The sequence below is a fragment of the Brevundimonas kwangchunensis genome (assembly GCF_039523815.1).
GTDB classification, from domain to species: domain Bacteria; phylum Pseudomonadota; class Alphaproteobacteria; order Caulobacterales; family Caulobacteraceae; genus Brevundimonas; species Brevundimonas kwangchunensis.
This window is the reverse complement of the sequence record NZ_BAAAGA010000002.1, coordinates 217,736-232,240: the sequence shown is the minus strand read 5'-3', so window position 1 is coordinate 232,240 and position 14,505 is coordinate 217,736. Positions and strand designations below refer to the sequence as shown.

General features: G+C 66.6%; 16 protein-coding genes. 10 read left to right on the top strand and 6 right to left on the bottom strand.

Features of this window, described 5'->3' with window-relative positions; genetic code table 11:
- Positions 1-32: 32 nt before the first annotated feature.
- Together ABDZ95_RS06065 and gluQRS are read left to right on the top strand one after the other, a co-directional pair.
- Complete coding sequence (locus ABDZ95_RS06065; RefSeq protein WP_343791724.1) at positions 33-1,166, top strand: JmjC domain-containing protein; 1,134 nt, start codon at positions 33-35, stop codon at positions 1,164-1,166.
- Complete coding sequence (gene gluQRS, locus ABDZ95_RS06060) at positions 1,163-2,014, top strand: tRNA glutamyl-Q(34) synthetase GluQRS (protein WP_343791722.1); 852 nt, start codon at positions 1,163-1,165, stop codon at positions 2,012-2,014. Before ABDZ95_RS06065 ends, gluQRS begins: the two co-directional genes overlap by 4 nt.
- Here the strand turns inward: gluQRS and ppk2 are convergent, their stop codons facing one another.
- The gene (gene ppk2 / locus ABDZ95_RS06055; RefSeq protein ID WP_343791720.1) at positions 2,015-2,761 is read right to left on the bottom strand and encodes a polyphosphate kinase 2; all 747 of its coding nucleotides are present in this window, start codon (positions 2,759-2,761) and stop codon (positions 2,015-2,017) included.
- 162 nt (positions 2,762-2,923) lie between these two features.
- Between ppk2 and ABDZ95_RS06050 the strand changes: the two genes are divergently transcribed.
- The 3 genes from ABDZ95_RS06050 to ABDZ95_RS06040 all read left to right on the top strand — a co-directional run bounded on the left by ABDZ95_RS06050 (position 2,924) and on the right by ABDZ95_RS06040 (position 5,521).
- Positions 2,924-4,042 carry a serine hydrolase domain-containing protein gene (locus tag ABDZ95_RS06050; RefSeq protein ID WP_343791718.1) on the top strand — a complete coding sequence of 373 codons (1,119 nt, stop codon included), beginning with the start codon at positions 2,924-2,926 and terminating at the stop codon, positions 4,040-4,042.
- 285 nt (positions 4,043-4,327) lie between these two features.
- Entirely contained in the window at positions 4,328-5,089 is a 762-nt protein-coding gene (locus ABDZ95_RS06045; RefSeq protein ID WP_343791716.1) for an extensin-like domain-containing protein, read from the top strand.
- Positions 5,090-5,317: 228 nt separating this feature from the next.
- Complete coding sequence (locus ABDZ95_RS06040; RefSeq protein ID WP_125900630.1) at positions 5,318-5,521, top strand: cold-shock protein; 204 nt, start codon at positions 5,318-5,320, stop codon at positions 5,519-5,521.
- A 107-nt stretch (positions 5,522-5,628) separates the two neighbouring features.
- Here the strand turns inward: ABDZ95_RS06040 and ABDZ95_RS06035 are convergent, their stop codons facing one another.
- The gene (locus tag ABDZ95_RS06035; protein ID WP_343791712.1) at positions 5,629-6,171 is read right to left on the bottom strand and encodes a hypothetical protein; all 543 of its coding nucleotides are present in this window, start codon (positions 6,169-6,171) and stop codon (positions 5,629-5,631) included.
- Between the two features lie 326 nt (positions 6,172-6,497).
- Here ABDZ95_RS06035 and ABDZ95_RS06030 point away from each other — a divergent pair, with 326 nt between their 5' ends.
- Both ABDZ95_RS06030 and ABDZ95_RS06025 read left to right on the top strand, forming a co-directional pair.
- Entirely contained in the window at positions 6,498-6,836 is a 339-nt protein-coding gene (locus tag ABDZ95_RS06030) for a type II toxin-antitoxin system RelE/ParE family toxin (RefSeq protein WP_343791710.1), read from the top strand.
- A gap of 11 nt (positions 6,837-6,847) precedes the next feature.
- Positions 6,848-7,144, top strand: coding sequence for a helix-turn-helix domain-containing protein (locus ABDZ95_RS06025; RefSeq protein ID WP_343791708.1), 297 nt, complete (start codon positions 6,848-6,850; stop codon positions 7,142-7,144).
- Between the two features lie 5 nt (positions 7,145-7,149).
- Here the strand turns inward: ABDZ95_RS06025 and ABDZ95_RS06020 are convergent, their stop codons facing one another.
- Together ABDZ95_RS06020 and ABDZ95_RS06015 are read right to left on the bottom strand one after the other, a co-directional pair.
- Positions 7,150-7,515, bottom strand: coding sequence for a hypothetical protein (locus tag ABDZ95_RS06020; protein WP_343791706.1), 366 nt, complete (start codon positions 7,513-7,515; stop codon positions 7,150-7,152).
- 3 nt (positions 7,516-7,518) lie between these two features.
- On the bottom strand, positions 7,519-7,755 hold the full coding sequence (locus tag ABDZ95_RS06015; protein ID WP_343791704.1) for a hypothetical protein: 237 nt from the start codon (positions 7,753-7,755) through the stop codon (positions 7,519-7,521).
- A 491-nt stretch (positions 7,756-8,246) separates the two neighbouring features.
- On the opposite strand from ABDZ95_RS06015, the gene ABDZ95_RS06010 reads away from it, so the two are divergent.
- Together ABDZ95_RS06010 and ABDZ95_RS06005 are read left to right on the top strand one after the other, a co-directional pair.
- Positions 8,247-9,635 carry an AAA family ATPase gene (locus ABDZ95_RS06010; protein ID WP_343791702.1) on the top strand — a complete coding sequence of 463 codons (1,389 nt, stop codon included), beginning with the start codon at positions 8,247-8,249 and terminating at the stop codon, positions 9,633-9,635.
- Positions 9,635-10,222, top strand: a complete 588-nt coding sequence (locus tag ABDZ95_RS06005; protein WP_343791700.1) for a hypothetical protein — start codon at positions 9,635-9,637, stop codon at positions 10,220-10,222. Before ABDZ95_RS06010 ends, ABDZ95_RS06005 begins: the two co-directional genes overlap by 1 nt.
- Positions 10,223-10,224: 2 nt before the next feature.
- Here ABDZ95_RS06005 and uvrB read toward each other — a convergent pair whose 3' ends face one another.
- Complete coding sequence (gene uvrB / locus ABDZ95_RS06000) at positions 10,225-12,567, bottom strand: excinuclease ABC subunit UvrB (RefSeq protein ID WP_343791698.1); 2,343 nt, start codon at positions 12,565-12,567, stop codon at positions 10,225-10,227.
- A gap of 91 nt (positions 12,568-12,658) precedes the next feature.
- On the bottom strand, positions 12,659-13,555 hold the full coding sequence (locus ABDZ95_RS05995) for a hypothetical protein (protein WP_343791696.1): 897 nt from the start codon (positions 13,553-13,555) through the stop codon (positions 12,659-12,661).
- 143 nt (positions 13,556-13,698) lie between these two features.
- Here ABDZ95_RS05995 and ABDZ95_RS05990 point away from each other — a divergent pair, with 143 nt between their 5' ends.
- Positions 13,699-14,484 carry an isocitrate lyase/PEP mutase family protein gene (locus ABDZ95_RS05990; protein ID WP_343791694.1) on the top strand — a complete coding sequence of 262 codons (786 nt, stop codon included), beginning with the start codon at positions 13,699-13,701 and terminating at the stop codon, positions 14,482-14,484.
- The last annotated feature ends 21 nt before the right edge of the window (positions 14,485-14,505 follow it).

Sequence of the window (14,505 nt, the reverse complement as noted above, 5' to 3'; positions counted from 1 at the left end):
ACAGCCGTGCGCGGGGCATCTAGCGTCCGCCCATGTTCACTCTGGATGATCTGCTGGCGCCGGTCACGACCGAGACGTTCCGGGCCGACTACGACGACCGGAAACCGCTGCACGTGCCGGCCGACGCGACGGGGAGCAAGCGCGCCCTGCTGGACTGGAGCCGGTTCAACGCCCTGCTGGACCAGTCATCGATCTGGACGGCCCAAACGCTGAAGATGGTCTTCAACGGCGAGCCCATCGACCCTTCCGCCTACTGTAGCGAAGCGCGCAGCCAATCCGGCTCCACCCTCCGCCCCGCGCCCGCCAGGGTCCAGACCCTGCTGGCGAACGGAGCCAGCCTGATCGCTGGCGACGTGCAGTCCCTGACGCCCGAATTGCGCGCGATCAGCAAGGCCCTGTCCAAGACCTTCGCCGGCCTGACCGGCGCCAAGGTCTACTGTTCGTTCGGCGGGGTGCAGGCGTTCGACACCCATTTCGACCTGCACCACGTGTTTGCGGTGCAGGTAGAGGGCCAGAAGGTCTGGCGGCTGTATCAGAACCGCGCCGACGCGCCGATGAGCCTGCCGGATGACAGCGACGAGGCGCGCCGCTGGTTCGCCCGCACCCGTGGTCCACTGATGCAGGAGGTCATCATGAGTCCCGGCGACGTGCTGTACCTGCCGCGCGGCTGGTATCACGATGCATTGGCGACCGAGGGCGCATCGCTGCATGTGACCTTCTCGGTGACGCCGCTCTACGGCCGCGTGCTGTTCGGCCTGCTGGAGTCGGCCGCGTTGCAGGATCCAACGTTCCGCGCGTGGTTGCGCCCGGCCGACGAGGCCGGGGGGAAGCCGCTGCGGCAGCAACTCGCGGACCTAGGCCGGCGCCTCGCCACCCTGACCGAGCGTCCCGAGTTCGCCGACGAGATCGCCATGAGCCAGGAGCGGCTCATACCGCGCGACCCCGACTATGGACTGCCGGCGCGTCAGCCCCTGACCCTCTATCAGTCCACCGGCCTGGCCGCGCCGCGCATCACGGGGCCCGGCGCGGTCGCGATTGAATGGGCCATGACCCAGCGACAGGTGGCGCTGGAGGACATGCTGGCGCAGTTCGACTTCATTCCGCCCGATACGCTCCGGCAGGCGGTCGAGACCGCCGCCAGCGCCGGTGCGTTGAAGCGGCTATGACCGGCCTCGTCACCCGCTTCGCCCCCTCGCCCACCGGCCTGCTGCATCGGGGCCACGCCTTCTCGGCCCTGACGGCGTGGACGGCGGCGCGCGCGGCGGGCGGGCGGTTCGTGCTGCGGATCGAGGACATCGATCCGACGCGCTGTCGGCCTGAGTTCGAGGCCGCCATCCTGGAGGACCTCGCCTGGCTGGGTCTTGACTGGGAGAAGCCGGTGCGGCGGCAATCGGATCATCTGGCCGACTTCGCCGCCGTGGTCGATGCGCTGGATCGGCGCGGCCTTCTCTACCGCTGCTTCCGGACCCGCAAGGAGATCCTGGACGCCATCGGCGATGCGCCGCACGGGCCGGCGGAGGCGGTGCGGCCGGGGCCCCATCCGGCGGAGGAGGAGGCCGCCCTGCTGGCCGAGGGCCGAGGTTACGCCTGGCGCCTGTCGCTGGACCGCGCCCGCGAGGTGCTGGGCGGCCGGGCCTGGGAGGCGCTCGCCTTCGTGGAGGAGGGCGAGGGCGACGAGCGGGGCCTGATCCGCACCCGGCCCGAGACCGCCGGCGACGTGGTCGTGGCCCGCAAGGACGCCGGCTCGGCCTATCATGTGGCCGTCACCCACGACGACAACCTGCAGGGCGTCACCCGCGTCATCCGCGGGCTGGACCTGTTCGAGGCCACACACATCCAGGTCCTGATCCAGGCGCTGATGGGCTGGGAGACGCCGGTCTACCAGCACCACCGCCTGCTGACGGGAGCCGACGGGCGGCGCTACGCCAAGCGGGACCGGTCGGTAACCCTGGCCGAGCTGCGCGCGGCGGGAATGAGTCCGCAGGTGCTCAGGGGCGAGCTGGGGTTCGGCTGATCAGTCGAACAGCCTTCCCTTGGCCTTGCCCGCGCCGAAGACCACGTCGCCGTCCGGCTTGTCCGCCTCCACGCCCGGCCCGCCGATGGCGCGCAGGACATGGCGGATGATGTTCAGCCGCGCCGTCTTCTTGTCGTCGGTCGAGATCACCGTCCAGGGCGCGGCTTCGCTGTCGGTCTCCTTCAGCATCCGGTCGCGGGCGGCGGAATAGGCGTCCCAGCGCGCCTGCGCCTCCGCGTCCAGCGACGAGACCTTGAACCGCTTCAGCGGATCCTCGACCCGCGCCTCCAGCCGCTTCGCCTGCTCGCCCCTGGAGATGTCCAGCCACAGCTTGATCAGCTTTACCCCGTCATCCGCCAGCATCCGCTCGAAGCGCGGCGCGGCCTTCAGGAAGGCCTCGTACTGCTCGGGCGTGCAGAAGCCCATCACCGGCTCCACCCCGGCCCGATTGTACCAGGAGCGGTTGAACAGCACCGTCTCGCCCGCCGCCGGCAGGTGCGGGACGTAGCGCTGGAAATACCATTGCGTCGTCTCGCGCTCGGTCGGCTTGGGCAGGGCGACGACCCGCGTCTGTCGCGGCGACATGTATTCGGTCAGCCGCTTGATGGCCCCGTCCTTGCCCGCCGTGTCCCGGCCCTCGAACACGATCACGGTCCGCAGGCCCTTGTCGATCGTCTTGGCCTGGGTCTCCACCAGCCGGATCTGCAGCGCCTCAAGCGCCCGGTCGTAGTCGTTGCTCTTGCCCATCGGTCCACCCTGCGCCCCGGAGGCGGAACGGGCAATGTCGCCATCGTGTTTCAACACTGCAACCCGACGGACCGGATCGCGCCCCGATCCTGTCGGCGTTGTCACGGGTCTTCGCGGTCCGCCGCGGCTACGCTTGAGCCTCAATCCTCCGGGGGAAGCCTCATGATCATCCATCGCCGCTGGCTGCTGGCCGGCCTCGCCGCTGGGCCGGCTCTCGCCGCCCTGCCCCGTTTCGCCTTCGCGCAGGACACGGCCGCACAGGCCGATGCCGCCCTCGACGCGGCCTTCGCCGAGCATGCCCCGCCGGCCATGATCTCGGCTGTCGTCGGGCGCGAGGGCGTGGTCTGGTCCGGCGTGCGCGGCGTGCGTCGCACCGGCCAGCCGGAGGCGGCAACGACCGACGACCTGTGGCACCTCGGCTCGAACGGCAAGGCGATGACGGCGGCGCTCTACGCCAAATTGGTCGAGCAGGGCCGCGCCCGCTGGGACGCCCCGCTGTCGAGCCTCTTCCCCGACCTGAAGCTCGATCCCGGCCATGCCGAGACCACCATCGACGACCTGCTGCGCCACCGCGCCGGCATCGACGACCGTCAGGCCGTGAGCCGCGATGTGCTGATCGGCGCCCATCAGGACCAGCGCCCGATCCGCGAGCAGCGCACCGCCTTCGCCGCCGACCTGCTGGGCAAGGCCCCGACCGGCCAGCGCGGCGCCTTCGCCTATTCCAACGCAGGCTACGCCCTCGCCGGCGCCGCCATCGAGCGCATCACCGACCAGTCGTGGGAGGACGCCATCCGCGAGCACCTGTTCGCGCCGATGGGCGCTGCCTCGGTCGGCCACGGCGCGCCCATGGGTGACAACCCGTGGGGCCACCGGATGATGGGCGAGGTGCTCACCGCCGTGGATCCGGCCCGCGGCGCCGACAACCCGCCTCTGCTGGGTCCGGCCGGGCGTATGCATATGACGCTGGCCGACTACGCCCGCTTCCTGCGCCTGTATCTGAACGACGGCGACGGCCAGCTGAGCCCCGCGACGATGACCCGTCTGGTCACGCCGCCGGAGGGCGCGCCCCCGCCCTATGCCTATGGCTGGGGGACCAGCACCCCGCCTTGGGCGCAGGGGACGGCGCTGGCGCACGAGGGCTCCAACACCATGTGGCATGCCATCGCCGTGGTCGCCCCGGCACGGGGGCTGGCCGTGGTCTCCATCGCCAACGACCGGGTGAAGGGCGGGCCGGCCAATCAGGCGATGGCGCGGGCGTTGACGGGGATCTTCGCGGGCTGAGGGTGGTGGATCCGTCGGGTTCTTCGCCAAGGACACCAAGGGGGCACGAAGGACACGAAGGGGGCGGTGCGGAGGTTCGAGCGCGCCCGGGCGGCTGACAGAAGTCTCCCGGCCGCTTCGCGGCCCTTCATGTCCTCGACCGCGCCAGCCGGACTCCGACGCCCCAACACGCTCGTTCCCTTGGTGTCCTTCGTGAAACCTTGGTGCTCTTGGTGATGAACCAACCCCGCCCCGAAGCCGAACCCGATAGCGCCCGCCCCCGTCCTCGGTTAACGCTTTCCCCGCATGAAGCGCGACTTCGCCGATTTCTGGAACCTGCTTTGGGAGGCCGCGCTGGGCGTCTGCGCGGCCTTCGCCCTGCTGAACGCCTTCGCGCCGGATCAGGACCTGCCGTGGAAGCCGCTGGATCTCAGCCAGCCGATCGGCCAGGCCACCGCCGCCAAGGTCGCGGACTTCGAGCTCGGCCACGCCTCGGCGCCCGAGGACGTCGCCGCCACGACCGACGCCTGCATGCAGGTCCTGCGTGAGGCCGGCGTCACGGTCGAGCGGGCCGAGGACCGCGACGACGGCGGCTTCTGCATCGTGCGCGGCGCGGTGCGCATCACCGGCGGCGCCGTCACCCCGCTCAGCCCCGGCGGCCTGGTCATGCAGTGCCCGCTGGCCGTCCGCTATGTCATCTGGGACCGGCAGGTGCTGCAGCCCGCCGCGGAGGAGATCCTCGGCTCGCGCGTCGCCCGGGTCGAGAACTACGGCTCCTACGCCTGTCGCCGCATCTACAACTCGGACAAGCCGCAGGACCGGCCCAGCGAGCATGCGCGGGCCAATGCGCTGGACGTCGCCGCCGTGCGGCTGGAGGACGGCCGCACCGTCAGCCTGACCAATGACTGGACCGGCGAGGGCCGCAACGGGCCCGAGGCCGGGCGCTTCCTGCACCGCATCCGCGACGGCGCCTGCCGGGTGTTCTCGACGGTGCTGACGCCCGACTACAACGAGGCGCACCGCGACCATCTGCATCTGGACGGGGCGCCGCGCGGTCTGTGCGCGTGATAACGAGGGTCCGTCCCGATCTGGAGTAACGCCGGTTCGCGTGCCGCGCGAATCGCTTTCCTGTTGACCGGTCCCGCTTTGCGGGTGAGAACTTCGCTCGCAGTCCGGATTTCGCGCGGCCTCCAACCCCGCGCATCGCTCTTTCGCCTGAACGAGCTTGTCCAGATGGGCTGACGGACGACCCCGTCGGGGCGTCCGCCTGGAAAGCGCGTTTACGGAGACGCAATTATGGCGACCGGCACGGTCAAGTGGTTCAACCCGACCAAGGGTTTCGGCTTCATCCAACCGGACACCGGTGGCGCGGACGTTTTCGTCCACATCACGGCTGTCCAGAAGGCCGGCCTGGCGGGTCTCGATGAGAACGCCAAGGTCGAGTACGAGCTGGAATCCCAGCGCGGCAAGACCTCGGCAGTGGACCTCAAGGTCCTCTAGGAGCTCGAACCCTACAAGGTTGAAGGCGCGGCAGCTTCGGCGGCCGCGCCTTTTTCTTTGGGTGAAATCTCCCTCCCCGTCCCGGGGAGGGAGAGCGGCTCACCGCCTCACGGCCACCACTCCACCACCCCCTCCGGTATCCCGTTGTCCTCGCGCCAGTCGTCCCGGTTGGCCTGCAGCGTCAGCATATCCATCCGCTTCACCGACGCCAGCGAGCCGTCCTCATGCCAGAAGGCGTGGGTCCATTCGTGCGGCTCCAGATAGGCCCGGTCCGCCGCCTGCGCCTCGGCGTCCAGCCGCTGCGCCCGCCAGTCCAGCACGAAGCCGACATGCCAGACCGGCACGCCCTTCAGCGACCCGCCGTTCATCGCCGCAGCCAGGGTGACCGCCAGCGTCCGGGTTTCCTCCAACTGCTGCTCGAACGCCGCCAGCCTGTCCCGCCCGTACCGCTCCCAGCCCTCGACCGGCTCCGGCGCCCGCTCCGGCTCGGGCCGCCGCACCCAGTTCTCGGACTGTCGCCGCCGCCACAGGTTCGACAGCCCGACGTCATAGCGCGCCGCCAGCGAAGACCCGGTCGCCCCGGCCTCCCACTCCCGCCGCACCCGCTCCCAGGTCTCATCCGACCTGATTTTTCGATCTTCGTAGGTCATGACCCGACGGCATAAACCACCGCTACGTCAAATTTGGTCGTATCCCCACCGCCTCAACTCCTCATCGCCCCTTCAAGGCGATGGAGAGGACAGACGCCGCAGGCGTCAGGTGAGGGCGACGCCGGCGGCAGCCGCAGAAACTCAGATCACCCCGCCCGCCCCGATCATTCGTCGCAAACCGATTGAAGCCCGGTCGGCGCCATCTGACGATCCTCTCACCACTTGCGATCCGTATCTTTTATAGTACACTACTGGAGCTCCGCCCGACGAGCGAACCCAAGTGGGAGAAGGCATGGTCAGACACACAATCCCCAAGGATTGGACAGATGCACACCGTCCGCTTCTACCAGACACCCGCCGGCCGTCCCGTTATTCAGGAGTGGCTGCGAGCCTTCGATAAGCCGGACCGCGCGATCCTCGGAGAAGACCTCAAGCGGATCCAGTTCGGGTTTCCGATGGGGCTTCCGCTTTGCCGCTCACTGGGCGGCGGCCTGTGGGAGGTTCGGTCGAGCCTCGGCGGCAACCGCGAGGTCCGGATGATCTTCTTCCACGAGCCTCGGCAGAAGATGCTCGTCGTGGTCCACGGCTTCATCAAGAAGACGCAGAAGACACCACACACCGACATCGAGATCGCGTCCCGGCGTATGAAAGAGTGCAGCCTCTAGAGAGTCGCCTCATGACAGAGATGAAATTCCGCGACCTGTCGCACCTCGGCACCCTCGACGACTTCCTCGACGAGGACGGCATCCGCGAGGAGGTCACGCTACGCGCCATCAAAAGCGTCATCGCCCTTCAGCTCCGCCAGGCGATGAAGGACCGCAACCTGACCCTCTCGGCCATGGCCGCCGAGATGGACACCAGCCGCGCCCAACTGAACCGGGTGCTGGACCCCGACGCCGCGAACGTGACGCTGGAAACCCTCAGCCGCGCCGCGAAGGTGGTTGGGCGGGGGCTGAAGGTGGAGCTGGTTTAGCCCCCTCACCGCCCGAACCACGCGCCCCAGTCGCGCCGGTCGTACCGGTCCCAGCGCCAGTGCCGGCGCAGCTTCTCGGCCACGAACGGCTCGCCCACGGCCCAGCGCTCGACCTCCGTATGCGTCGCGTCGGTGACGACCACGGCCACCCGCGTCGCTGGTTGCCGGCACTCGCCACAGCGGAACCGCCCGGCCAGCCACAGCTCCCCGATCGTCACGCTGCGTCGCACGGCCGGCAGACAGGCGCTCGGTACGCGAACGGTGCGGTTGCAGGGCTTGCAGCGGATATCCAGCGTCATCCGCCGATGCCGCGCCGCGCCGATCGTCACCAGCGGCGGCGGCTTCTCGGGTCCCAGGGGCGCATGCAGCATCGCTCAGAGCCACCCGCACGGATTGTCGCCCTTGGGCCGCCGCAGCACATAGCTGACATGCGCCACCCGCCCGCCGCACAGACAGCGGAAACGGTGCGACAGCCCCTCGGCGGGCCAGGGCCGATCGCCGAACACCTCGCCCGGCTTCAGCACGGCGTCGTGCCCGCAGGAGGGGCGGAGGCAGCACACATGCAGCAGTCGGGCGCCGTCGGTCGGCTCAGGGGGCAGGGTGTGGGTCACGGGTCTCCGATAGCGCGGAGGTCATGCATCGGAAATCTTTTTGTTCCGCGTTTGTTCTCTCGATTGTGGACGGCCCAATCTCCCTACCCGCCCCGGGGAGGGTGGCCGAGCCAAAGGCGAGGCCGGGTAGGGGCGGCCTCACCCCCTTGGCGCCCGATCCCACAGCCACCCCTGGCCGGCCGTTCCGCGACCGCCCTCCCCCAGGGGGAGGGAGAGCGACAATCCCGACCGCCAGGCGCCCCGGATCAGGCTCCACGTCTCGGGACTGGCCGTCCGGTAGTGGGTTACACGCGTCGTCGTCATCCCGTCCTCCCCTGCGCTGGCGACCCGGTCTGCGGGTCAGGCGCGGAGGCTAGAGGGATGGTGGGTCAGATTTGGTCGTACGCACGGCAAGTAGCGTGATTGTGCATCCAATGCCGCCCAGCCCGACAGCCATGCGTTGAAACACGCGCGCACCCCTGATACGCCGGTGGCGTACGTTGAGGACTTGCATGCCGAAATCCCAGAGAAGCAGCCGACATCCCTTCGACACCGGGGTCCGCTTCCCACAGTGGAGCCTCAATGTCGAAGGTTTCGGAAAAATTCGGCGAGCCCAGATTCACATGGCGCCGCTTGTTATGCTCGTGGGAAAAAACAACACGGGGAAAAGCCATATCGCTTCTCTGATATGGGCTCTAATGAATGGTCAAGAGTTGCTTTTTAATCGCTCTGAGAGGCGGGGTAAAGCAACACCGGAGTGGTTCAGGCGTATTCTGTATAGCGCAGATGCGACTGGCGAAGATTCCGTCTACAATCTGACCAGCGATGACCGCTCGATGATTGAGCGCGACATCAACAACACAATCAAAGATCGCAAAGATGCACTCCTCAGGCACGTCCTTTCCTATGACGATGTGTCTGCGCGAAAGATAGAGATCGGACTAGATAGCGACTGTTTTCCGAAATCAATCCAATCCGTTTACATGGCGGAAGCGCGCCACGGACTGTTTGCTTGGGGAGAAGAAGAATCTGACCCCGATCTTAAGGTTGGATTGAAATCTGATCCTGAATCCAACTCAATTCTTGAGTCTGTTTTCTACAACTTTTTCTTGTCTGGAGTGCTTTCCGGTGGCCTTCAACCGTCTTCGGATAGAGGCGCGATCTATGTGCCGGCCGCACGTACCGGACTCATGCTCGCTTTCCGATCGCTGGTATCAGGCCTAATCGACAAGTTAGGCATTAGTGGCGGAGCGACAGCGTCTGCCGAGTTTCCCCTACCAACGATCCGATTTCTGCAGGCGTTGAATGACGCTCCGAGAACTTCGGAACCGAAGTTCTCAAAAATTGCGCAAGCCGTTGAGAAGGAAGTGCTCAACGGGACGATCAAGTCTGGATCAGGGGTCAACCGGCAGTTCAGCTATGTAACAAGCTCAGACGGCAAGGCACTCCCACTTCATGTGTCTTCCTCTATGGTCACCGAACTCGCACCGTTCATGATCCTGCTACGATCAGGCCAACTGAGATCCGGAGTTATATTCGAAGAACCCGAAGCGCACCTTCATCTGTCAGCGCAGAGAAGCGTGGCTCGGGCTATAGCTAGGCTAGTGAACGCTGGGGTACCCGTCGTGCTGACTACCCATAGCGACACTTTCTTGCAGCAGATGAACATCTCCATGCAACTGCACGATCACCCGAGAAAGACGGCGCTGTGCAAGGCCTTCGGTTACGCTAAAGATGAAGTCTTGGATCCTGCCATGGCTCGAGCTTACGAGTTTGCTTCCGAAGAAGACGGGACTGTCGTCAAAGAACTGGGCAAGTCATCCGGTGGATTTGTTGTCCCATCCCTAAATCAGCCATTGGAAAGCCTCTCGAGCGAGGTTGTTGCGATGGACTCACGATAATGAAAGCGGCTTGGGAGGGGAAAGATAAGCTGTGCAAATTATTTCTGAAAGAAAAGACTGTTCAGATAGTCGAGTCGTCGCTGATAGTTGAAGAGAAGGATCCCGGAGGGGCGGGATCCATTAAAATTCAGATCAGTGGAGACGCGCTACAGTTTGGGCCCAGCGAGACCGCTGTGAAATGGCTTGCGTCAAACGAGTGCGCTGACGGTGCATTTTTAGAATTTTCTGAGAATGGCCTGTCACTTCATATTATTGAACTGAAGAGCAAACTCGACACCAAGAAGTGGGAAAAGGCTAAGTCCCAGTTCAGAGGCATGTTCCTGCGAGCAACAGCAATTTGCTCTGTGCTGGGAATCGGCGAACTAAAGAATGTAACCTGCTACATCGCTTACTGTGAAGACGCCATAACACCACACCTAAAAAGCAATCCTATATTACTAAAGAGGACGCTGGGCGATGGAGGTTTGACGTCAAAATACGATGACTGGACGAAAAGAACTGTCAACATAACCGACGCGGTCGTCGCAAATGTTGTCGATGTTGTCAGAGACAATGCTGGAAACTCCACATTGGACCTCGCAGCTTAAACTCACCGCCTCCCCTTCCGGAACGCCTCCACCTTCTCCGCCCGCGCCTCGGCCCTCCACCGCTTCGGCGCTGACGTATCCACCTCTTCCCCGGCCCCCGTCAGGGCCTCGTTGGCGAATTCGAGGTCGAGGAGCTTCATGCGCTTGATCTCGTCGCGGAGGCGGGCGGCTTCCTCGAACTCGAGGTTGGCGGCGGCGTCGCGCATGCGGCCCTCGAGGTCCTTGAGGGCGGCCTGGAAGTTGGAGCCGACGAAGGGTTTGGCGTCCTCGGCGACGCCCGGGCGGGTCAGGCGGTCCATCTCGCGGCTCTCGTAGGGCGAGGCCATGATCTCCTTGATGTCGCGCTTGACGGACTCTGGCGTGATGCCGTGCTCGGCGTTGTACGCCTCCTGCTTCTCGCGCCGGCGGTTGGTCTCGGCGATGGCGCGCTCCATCGAACCGGTCATGCGGTCGGCGTAGAGGATGACGCGGCCGTCGACGTTGCGGGCGGCACGGCCGATGGTCTGGATCAGCGAGGTCTCGGAGCGCAGGAAGCCCTCCTTGTCGGCGTCGAGGATGGCGACCAGGCCGCACTCGGGGATGTCGAGACCCTCGCGCAGCAGGTTGATGCCGATCAGGACGTCGAATGAGCCGAGGCGCAGGTCGCGCAGGATCTCGATGCGCTCCAGCGTGTCGACGTCGGAGTGCATGTAGCGGACGCGGACGCCCTGCTCGTGCATGTACTCCGTCAGGTCCTCGGCCATCTTCTTGGTCAGGACGGTGACCAGGGAGCGGTAGCCCTGGCGGGCGACGGCCTTGACCTCGTCGATGACGTCGTCGACCTGGTTGCGCGTGGCGCCGGTGACCGGGCGGATCTCGACCGGGGGGTCGATCAGGCCGGTGGGGCGGATGACTTGTTCGGTGAAGACGCCGCCGGTCTTCTCCATCTCCCACGGGCCGGGGGTGGCCGAGACATGGACGGTCTGGGGGCGCATGGCGTCCCACTCGTCGAACTTGAGCGGGCGGTTGTCGATGGCGCTGGGCAGGCGGAAGCCGTACTCGGCCAGGGTCGACTTGCGGCGGTAGTCGCCGCGGTACATGGCGCCGATCTGACCGATGGTGACGTGGCTCTCGTCCACGAACAGCAGGGCGTTGTCGGGGATGTATTCGAAGAAGGTCGGCGGCGGCTCGCCCGGCGCGCGGCCGGTCAGCCAGCGGCTGTAGTTCTCGATGCCGGCGCAGGAGCCGGTGGCCTCCATCATCTCCAGATCGAAGCGGGTGCGCTGTTCGAGGCGCTGGGCCTCCAGCAGCTTGCCGTTCTCGACCATCCAGTCGAGCGTCTCCTTCAGCTCGGCCTTGATGCCGCCGATGGCCTGGTTGAGCGTAGGACGCGGGGTGACGTAGTGGCTGGCGGCGTAGACGGTGACCTCCTCGAGGTCGTTGGTCTTCTTGCCGGTCAGGGGGTCGAACTCCTGAATGGCCTCGACCTCGTCGCCGAACAGGCTGATGCGCCAGGCGCGGTCCTCGAGGTGGACCGGGAAGATCTCCAGCACGTCGCCGCGCTTGCGGAACATGCCGCGCTCGAAATGCACGTCGTTGCGCTTGTACTGCAGCGCGATCAGATCGGCCCGCAGCTTCGCCTCATCGATCTGGTCCCCGACCTTCAGCCCGAAGGTCATGGCCGTATAGGTCTCCACCGACCCGATGCCGTAGATGCAGCTGACCGAGGCCACGACGATGACGTCGTCTCTTTCGAGTATAGCCCGGGTTGCAGAATGTCGCATCCGGTCTATCTGCTCATTTATCGAGCTGTCTTTCTCGATATAAGTATCGGTTTTCGGTACATATGCTTCAGGTTGATAGTAATCATAATACGATACGAAGTATTCGACCGCATTGTCCGGGAAGAAACTCTTGAACTCGGAATAGAGCTGGGCCGCGAGGGTCTTGTTGTGGGCCAGTATGAGGGCCGGGCGCTGGGTCTGTTCGATGACCTTGGCCATGGTGAAGGTCTTGCCGGAGCCGGTGACGCCCAGCAGGACCTGATCGCGCTCGCCGGCCTTCGCGGTCTCGACCAGCTCGGCGATGGCGGCGGGCTGGTCGCCGGCGGGGGTGTATTTCGTCTCCAGCCGGAAGGGGATGCGCTTCTTGTCGCCGGGCCGTTCGGGGCGGTGCGGCTTCCAGTCAGAAGGAGCGCCGGGGGCTTCCTCAGGCGTAAGGCGCGGCCCGGAGACCGGCGCGAACATCGGCATTTTCCCGCCGACGGGCCCGTCCTGCACGAAGGGCGCCTGCGCCTCCTGCAGACCGGGGGCGTGCACGGGCTTGGGCGTCCCCTGCGGGGTCGACTTGCTGGGGGAACGGGCCATGAACGGAATGTAGGCGGCGGCGGGCGCTCACGCCAGCCGCGCGGCGCCGACACTGCCGCCACAGGATGGCAGCAGTGTCAGCAGGTTGGCGTCAGCGACGGACGCGGGCGCGGGTTTCCAGATCGCTGATCCGGCGCTCCAGATAAGCGCGGTCGTCGGACGAGGGCTGGATGCGGCCGTAGGCGGCCTCCAGACGGACGAGATCACCATGCTCGACCAGCAGTTGGGCGCGAGCGGTGGCGCTCAGGCCGGCGTTCGGCAGGGCGCGCTCGATGTTCGACAGGCGGGTGCGGTTGTCGACCCTCGTCGAGCCGCCGCCGTAGCTTACATCCCCTACGCGGGCGTCGAGGGCGTCGAGGCGCGCGTCCAGATCCTCGCGCTCGCGGGCGCTGATGCCGTCGCGGGCGTAGCCGGCCTCGACCGTAACCAGCGAAGCGTAGTCGGCCTTCAGGCGGGAGCCCTCTGTGCGGCTGAGACGGCGGGCGGAGACGGCGGCGTCGACGCGGCGATCGAACTCCGTCCGGCCGTTGGCCACAGTCAGGGTCGTGGAGCCGGAACCGCCGCTGGACCAGCCGCCATCGCTGAGCGCCTGGGTGATGGCGCCGTAGCGGTCAGCAAGCTCGTTGCGCTCCTGCGTGGTGAAACGGCCGTCGGCGCCGTAGCGGGTCTCCAGCGCGACGACCTCGTCATATTCGGCCTTCAGGCGGTCGCCATTGGCGCGGGTGAGGTTTCCGGAGCGGACTTCTGCATCGATGCGGGTGTTGAACTGGGTGCGCTGGGTCTGCAGCGGACGACGGCCGGCGGCCCACTGGCTTTCGACCGAGGTGGTGACGCCCAGACGGTCGCCGAAGAGGGCGCCAAGGATGGCGCCGATACGCTCCTGCTGCTGGCTGGGCTCCTGTTGGGTGTTGGTCTGGGCGAAGGCGGCAGGGGCGGCGGCCAGCATCAGGGCGCCGGCTGCGACGGGGAGGATCCGGGGGAGGCTCATCAACTATCTCCGTTATCGTTGACGACGGAAACGGACCGCGCCCTGATCCGGTTGCCTCGGCGAGCCATGATGAGGATGGCCGAAAGCCGCCAGACGACCGCCCGCGCCACGACCACCGTGGCCGGAAACACAGGGAGACCGCCATGACCACCTTCCGCGACCTGCACCGCTCCGGCCTGCTGATCCTGCCCAACGCCTGGGACGCCGGAAGCGCGGCCGTGGTGCGGTCGCTGGGGGCGAAGGCGATCGCCACGACCAGCGCGGGTTGCGCCTGGTCGCTGGGCTGGCCGGACGGCGACGCCCTGCCGGTCGACCGGGCCGTGGCCATGTGCGCCGATGTGGTGCGAGCCTCGCAGGGCCTGCCGGTCAGCGTGGATTTCGAGGGCGGCTATTCCGACGATCCGAAAGAGGTCGCCGACAATGCCCGCCGCATCGTCTTGGCCGGAGCACACGGCATCAACATCGAGGACGGCGGCGGCGATCCGGCGCTGCTGGCGGCGAAGATCGAGGCGATCCGCGCGGCGGTGGGGCCGAGTCTGTTCATCAATGCCCGCACGGACGTGTGGCTGGCGGGGCTGGGCGAGGCGGCGGGACGACCGGCCGAGGCCCTGCGGCGCGGGGTGATCTATGCCGAGGCGGGCGCCGACGGGTTGTTCGTTCCGGGGCTGACGGATGCGGACGGGATCGCCGAAGTGGTGGCCGGAACGAACCTGCCGGTGAACCTGCTGGCCTTCCCGGGCCTGCCGGGCGCGGCGGAGCTGGAGCGGCTGGGCGTGCGGCGGCTGAGCGCCGGCTCGGGGCTGTCGAGCGCTGCCTATGGCCGTGCGGCGTCGCTAGCCGCGGCCTTCCTGAAGGACGGCGACAGCGGGCCGATGATGGAGGGCGCGCTGGGCTGGGGCGAGATGAATGCGATGATGCCGCAAGGCTGAAGCCGGGGCAGACTGCCGCTC

Coding starts and splice junctions, on each gene's coding strand:
- ABDZ95_RS06065 (WP_343791724.1), top strand. CDS start 33: ATGTTCACTCTGGATGATCTGCTGGCGCCGGTCACGACCGAGACGTTC.
- gluQRS (WP_343791722.1), top strand. CDS start 1,163: ATGACCGGCCTCGTCACCCGCTTCGCCCCCTCGCCCACCGGCCTGCTG.
- ppk2 (WP_343791720.1), bottom strand. CDS start 2,761: ATGGGCAAGAGCAACGACTACGACCGGGCGCTTGAGGCGCTGCAGATC.
- ABDZ95_RS06050 (WP_343791718.1), top strand. CDS start 2,924: ATGATCATCCATCGCCGCTGGCTGCTGGCCGGCCTCGCCGCTGGGCCG.
- ABDZ95_RS06045 (WP_343791716.1), top strand. CDS start 4,328: ATGAAGCGCGACTTCGCCGATTTCTGGAACCTGCTTTGGGAGGCCGCG.
- ABDZ95_RS06040 (WP_125900630.1), top strand. CDS start 5,318: ATGGCGACCGGCACGGTCAAGTGGTTCAACCCGACCAAGGGTTTCGGC.
- ABDZ95_RS06035 (WP_343791712.1), bottom strand. CDS start 6,171: ATGACCTACGAAGATCGAAAAATCAGGTCGGATGAGACCTGGGAGCGG.
- ABDZ95_RS06030 (WP_343791710.1), top strand. CDS start 6,498: ATGCACACCGTCCGCTTCTACCAGACACCCGCCGGCCGTCCCGTTATT.
- ABDZ95_RS06025 (WP_343791708.1), top strand. CDS start 6,848: ATGACAGAGATGAAATTCCGCGACCTGTCGCACCTCGGCACCCTCGAC.
- ABDZ95_RS06020 (WP_343791706.1), bottom strand. CDS start 7,515: ATGCTGCATGCGCCCCTGGGACCCGAGAAGCCGCCGCCGCTGGTGACG.
- ABDZ95_RS06010 (WP_343791702.1), top strand. CDS start 8,247: ATGCCGAAATCCCAGAGAAGCAGCCGACATCCCTTCGACACCGGGGTC.
- ABDZ95_RS06005 (WP_343791700.1), top strand. CDS start 9,635: ATGAAAGCGGCTTGGGAGGGGAAAGATAAGCTGTGCAAATTATTTCTG.
- uvrB (WP_343791698.1), bottom strand. CDS start 12,567: ATGGCCCGTTCCCCCAGCAAGTCGACCCCGCAGGGGACGCCCAAGCCC.
- ABDZ95_RS05995 (WP_343791696.1), bottom strand. CDS start 13,555: ATGAGCCTCCCCCGGATCCTCCCCGTCGCAGCCGGCGCCCTGATGCTG.
- ABDZ95_RS05990 (WP_343791694.1), top strand. CDS start 13,699: ATGACCACCTTCCGCGACCTGCACCGCTCCGGCCTGCTGATCCTGCCC.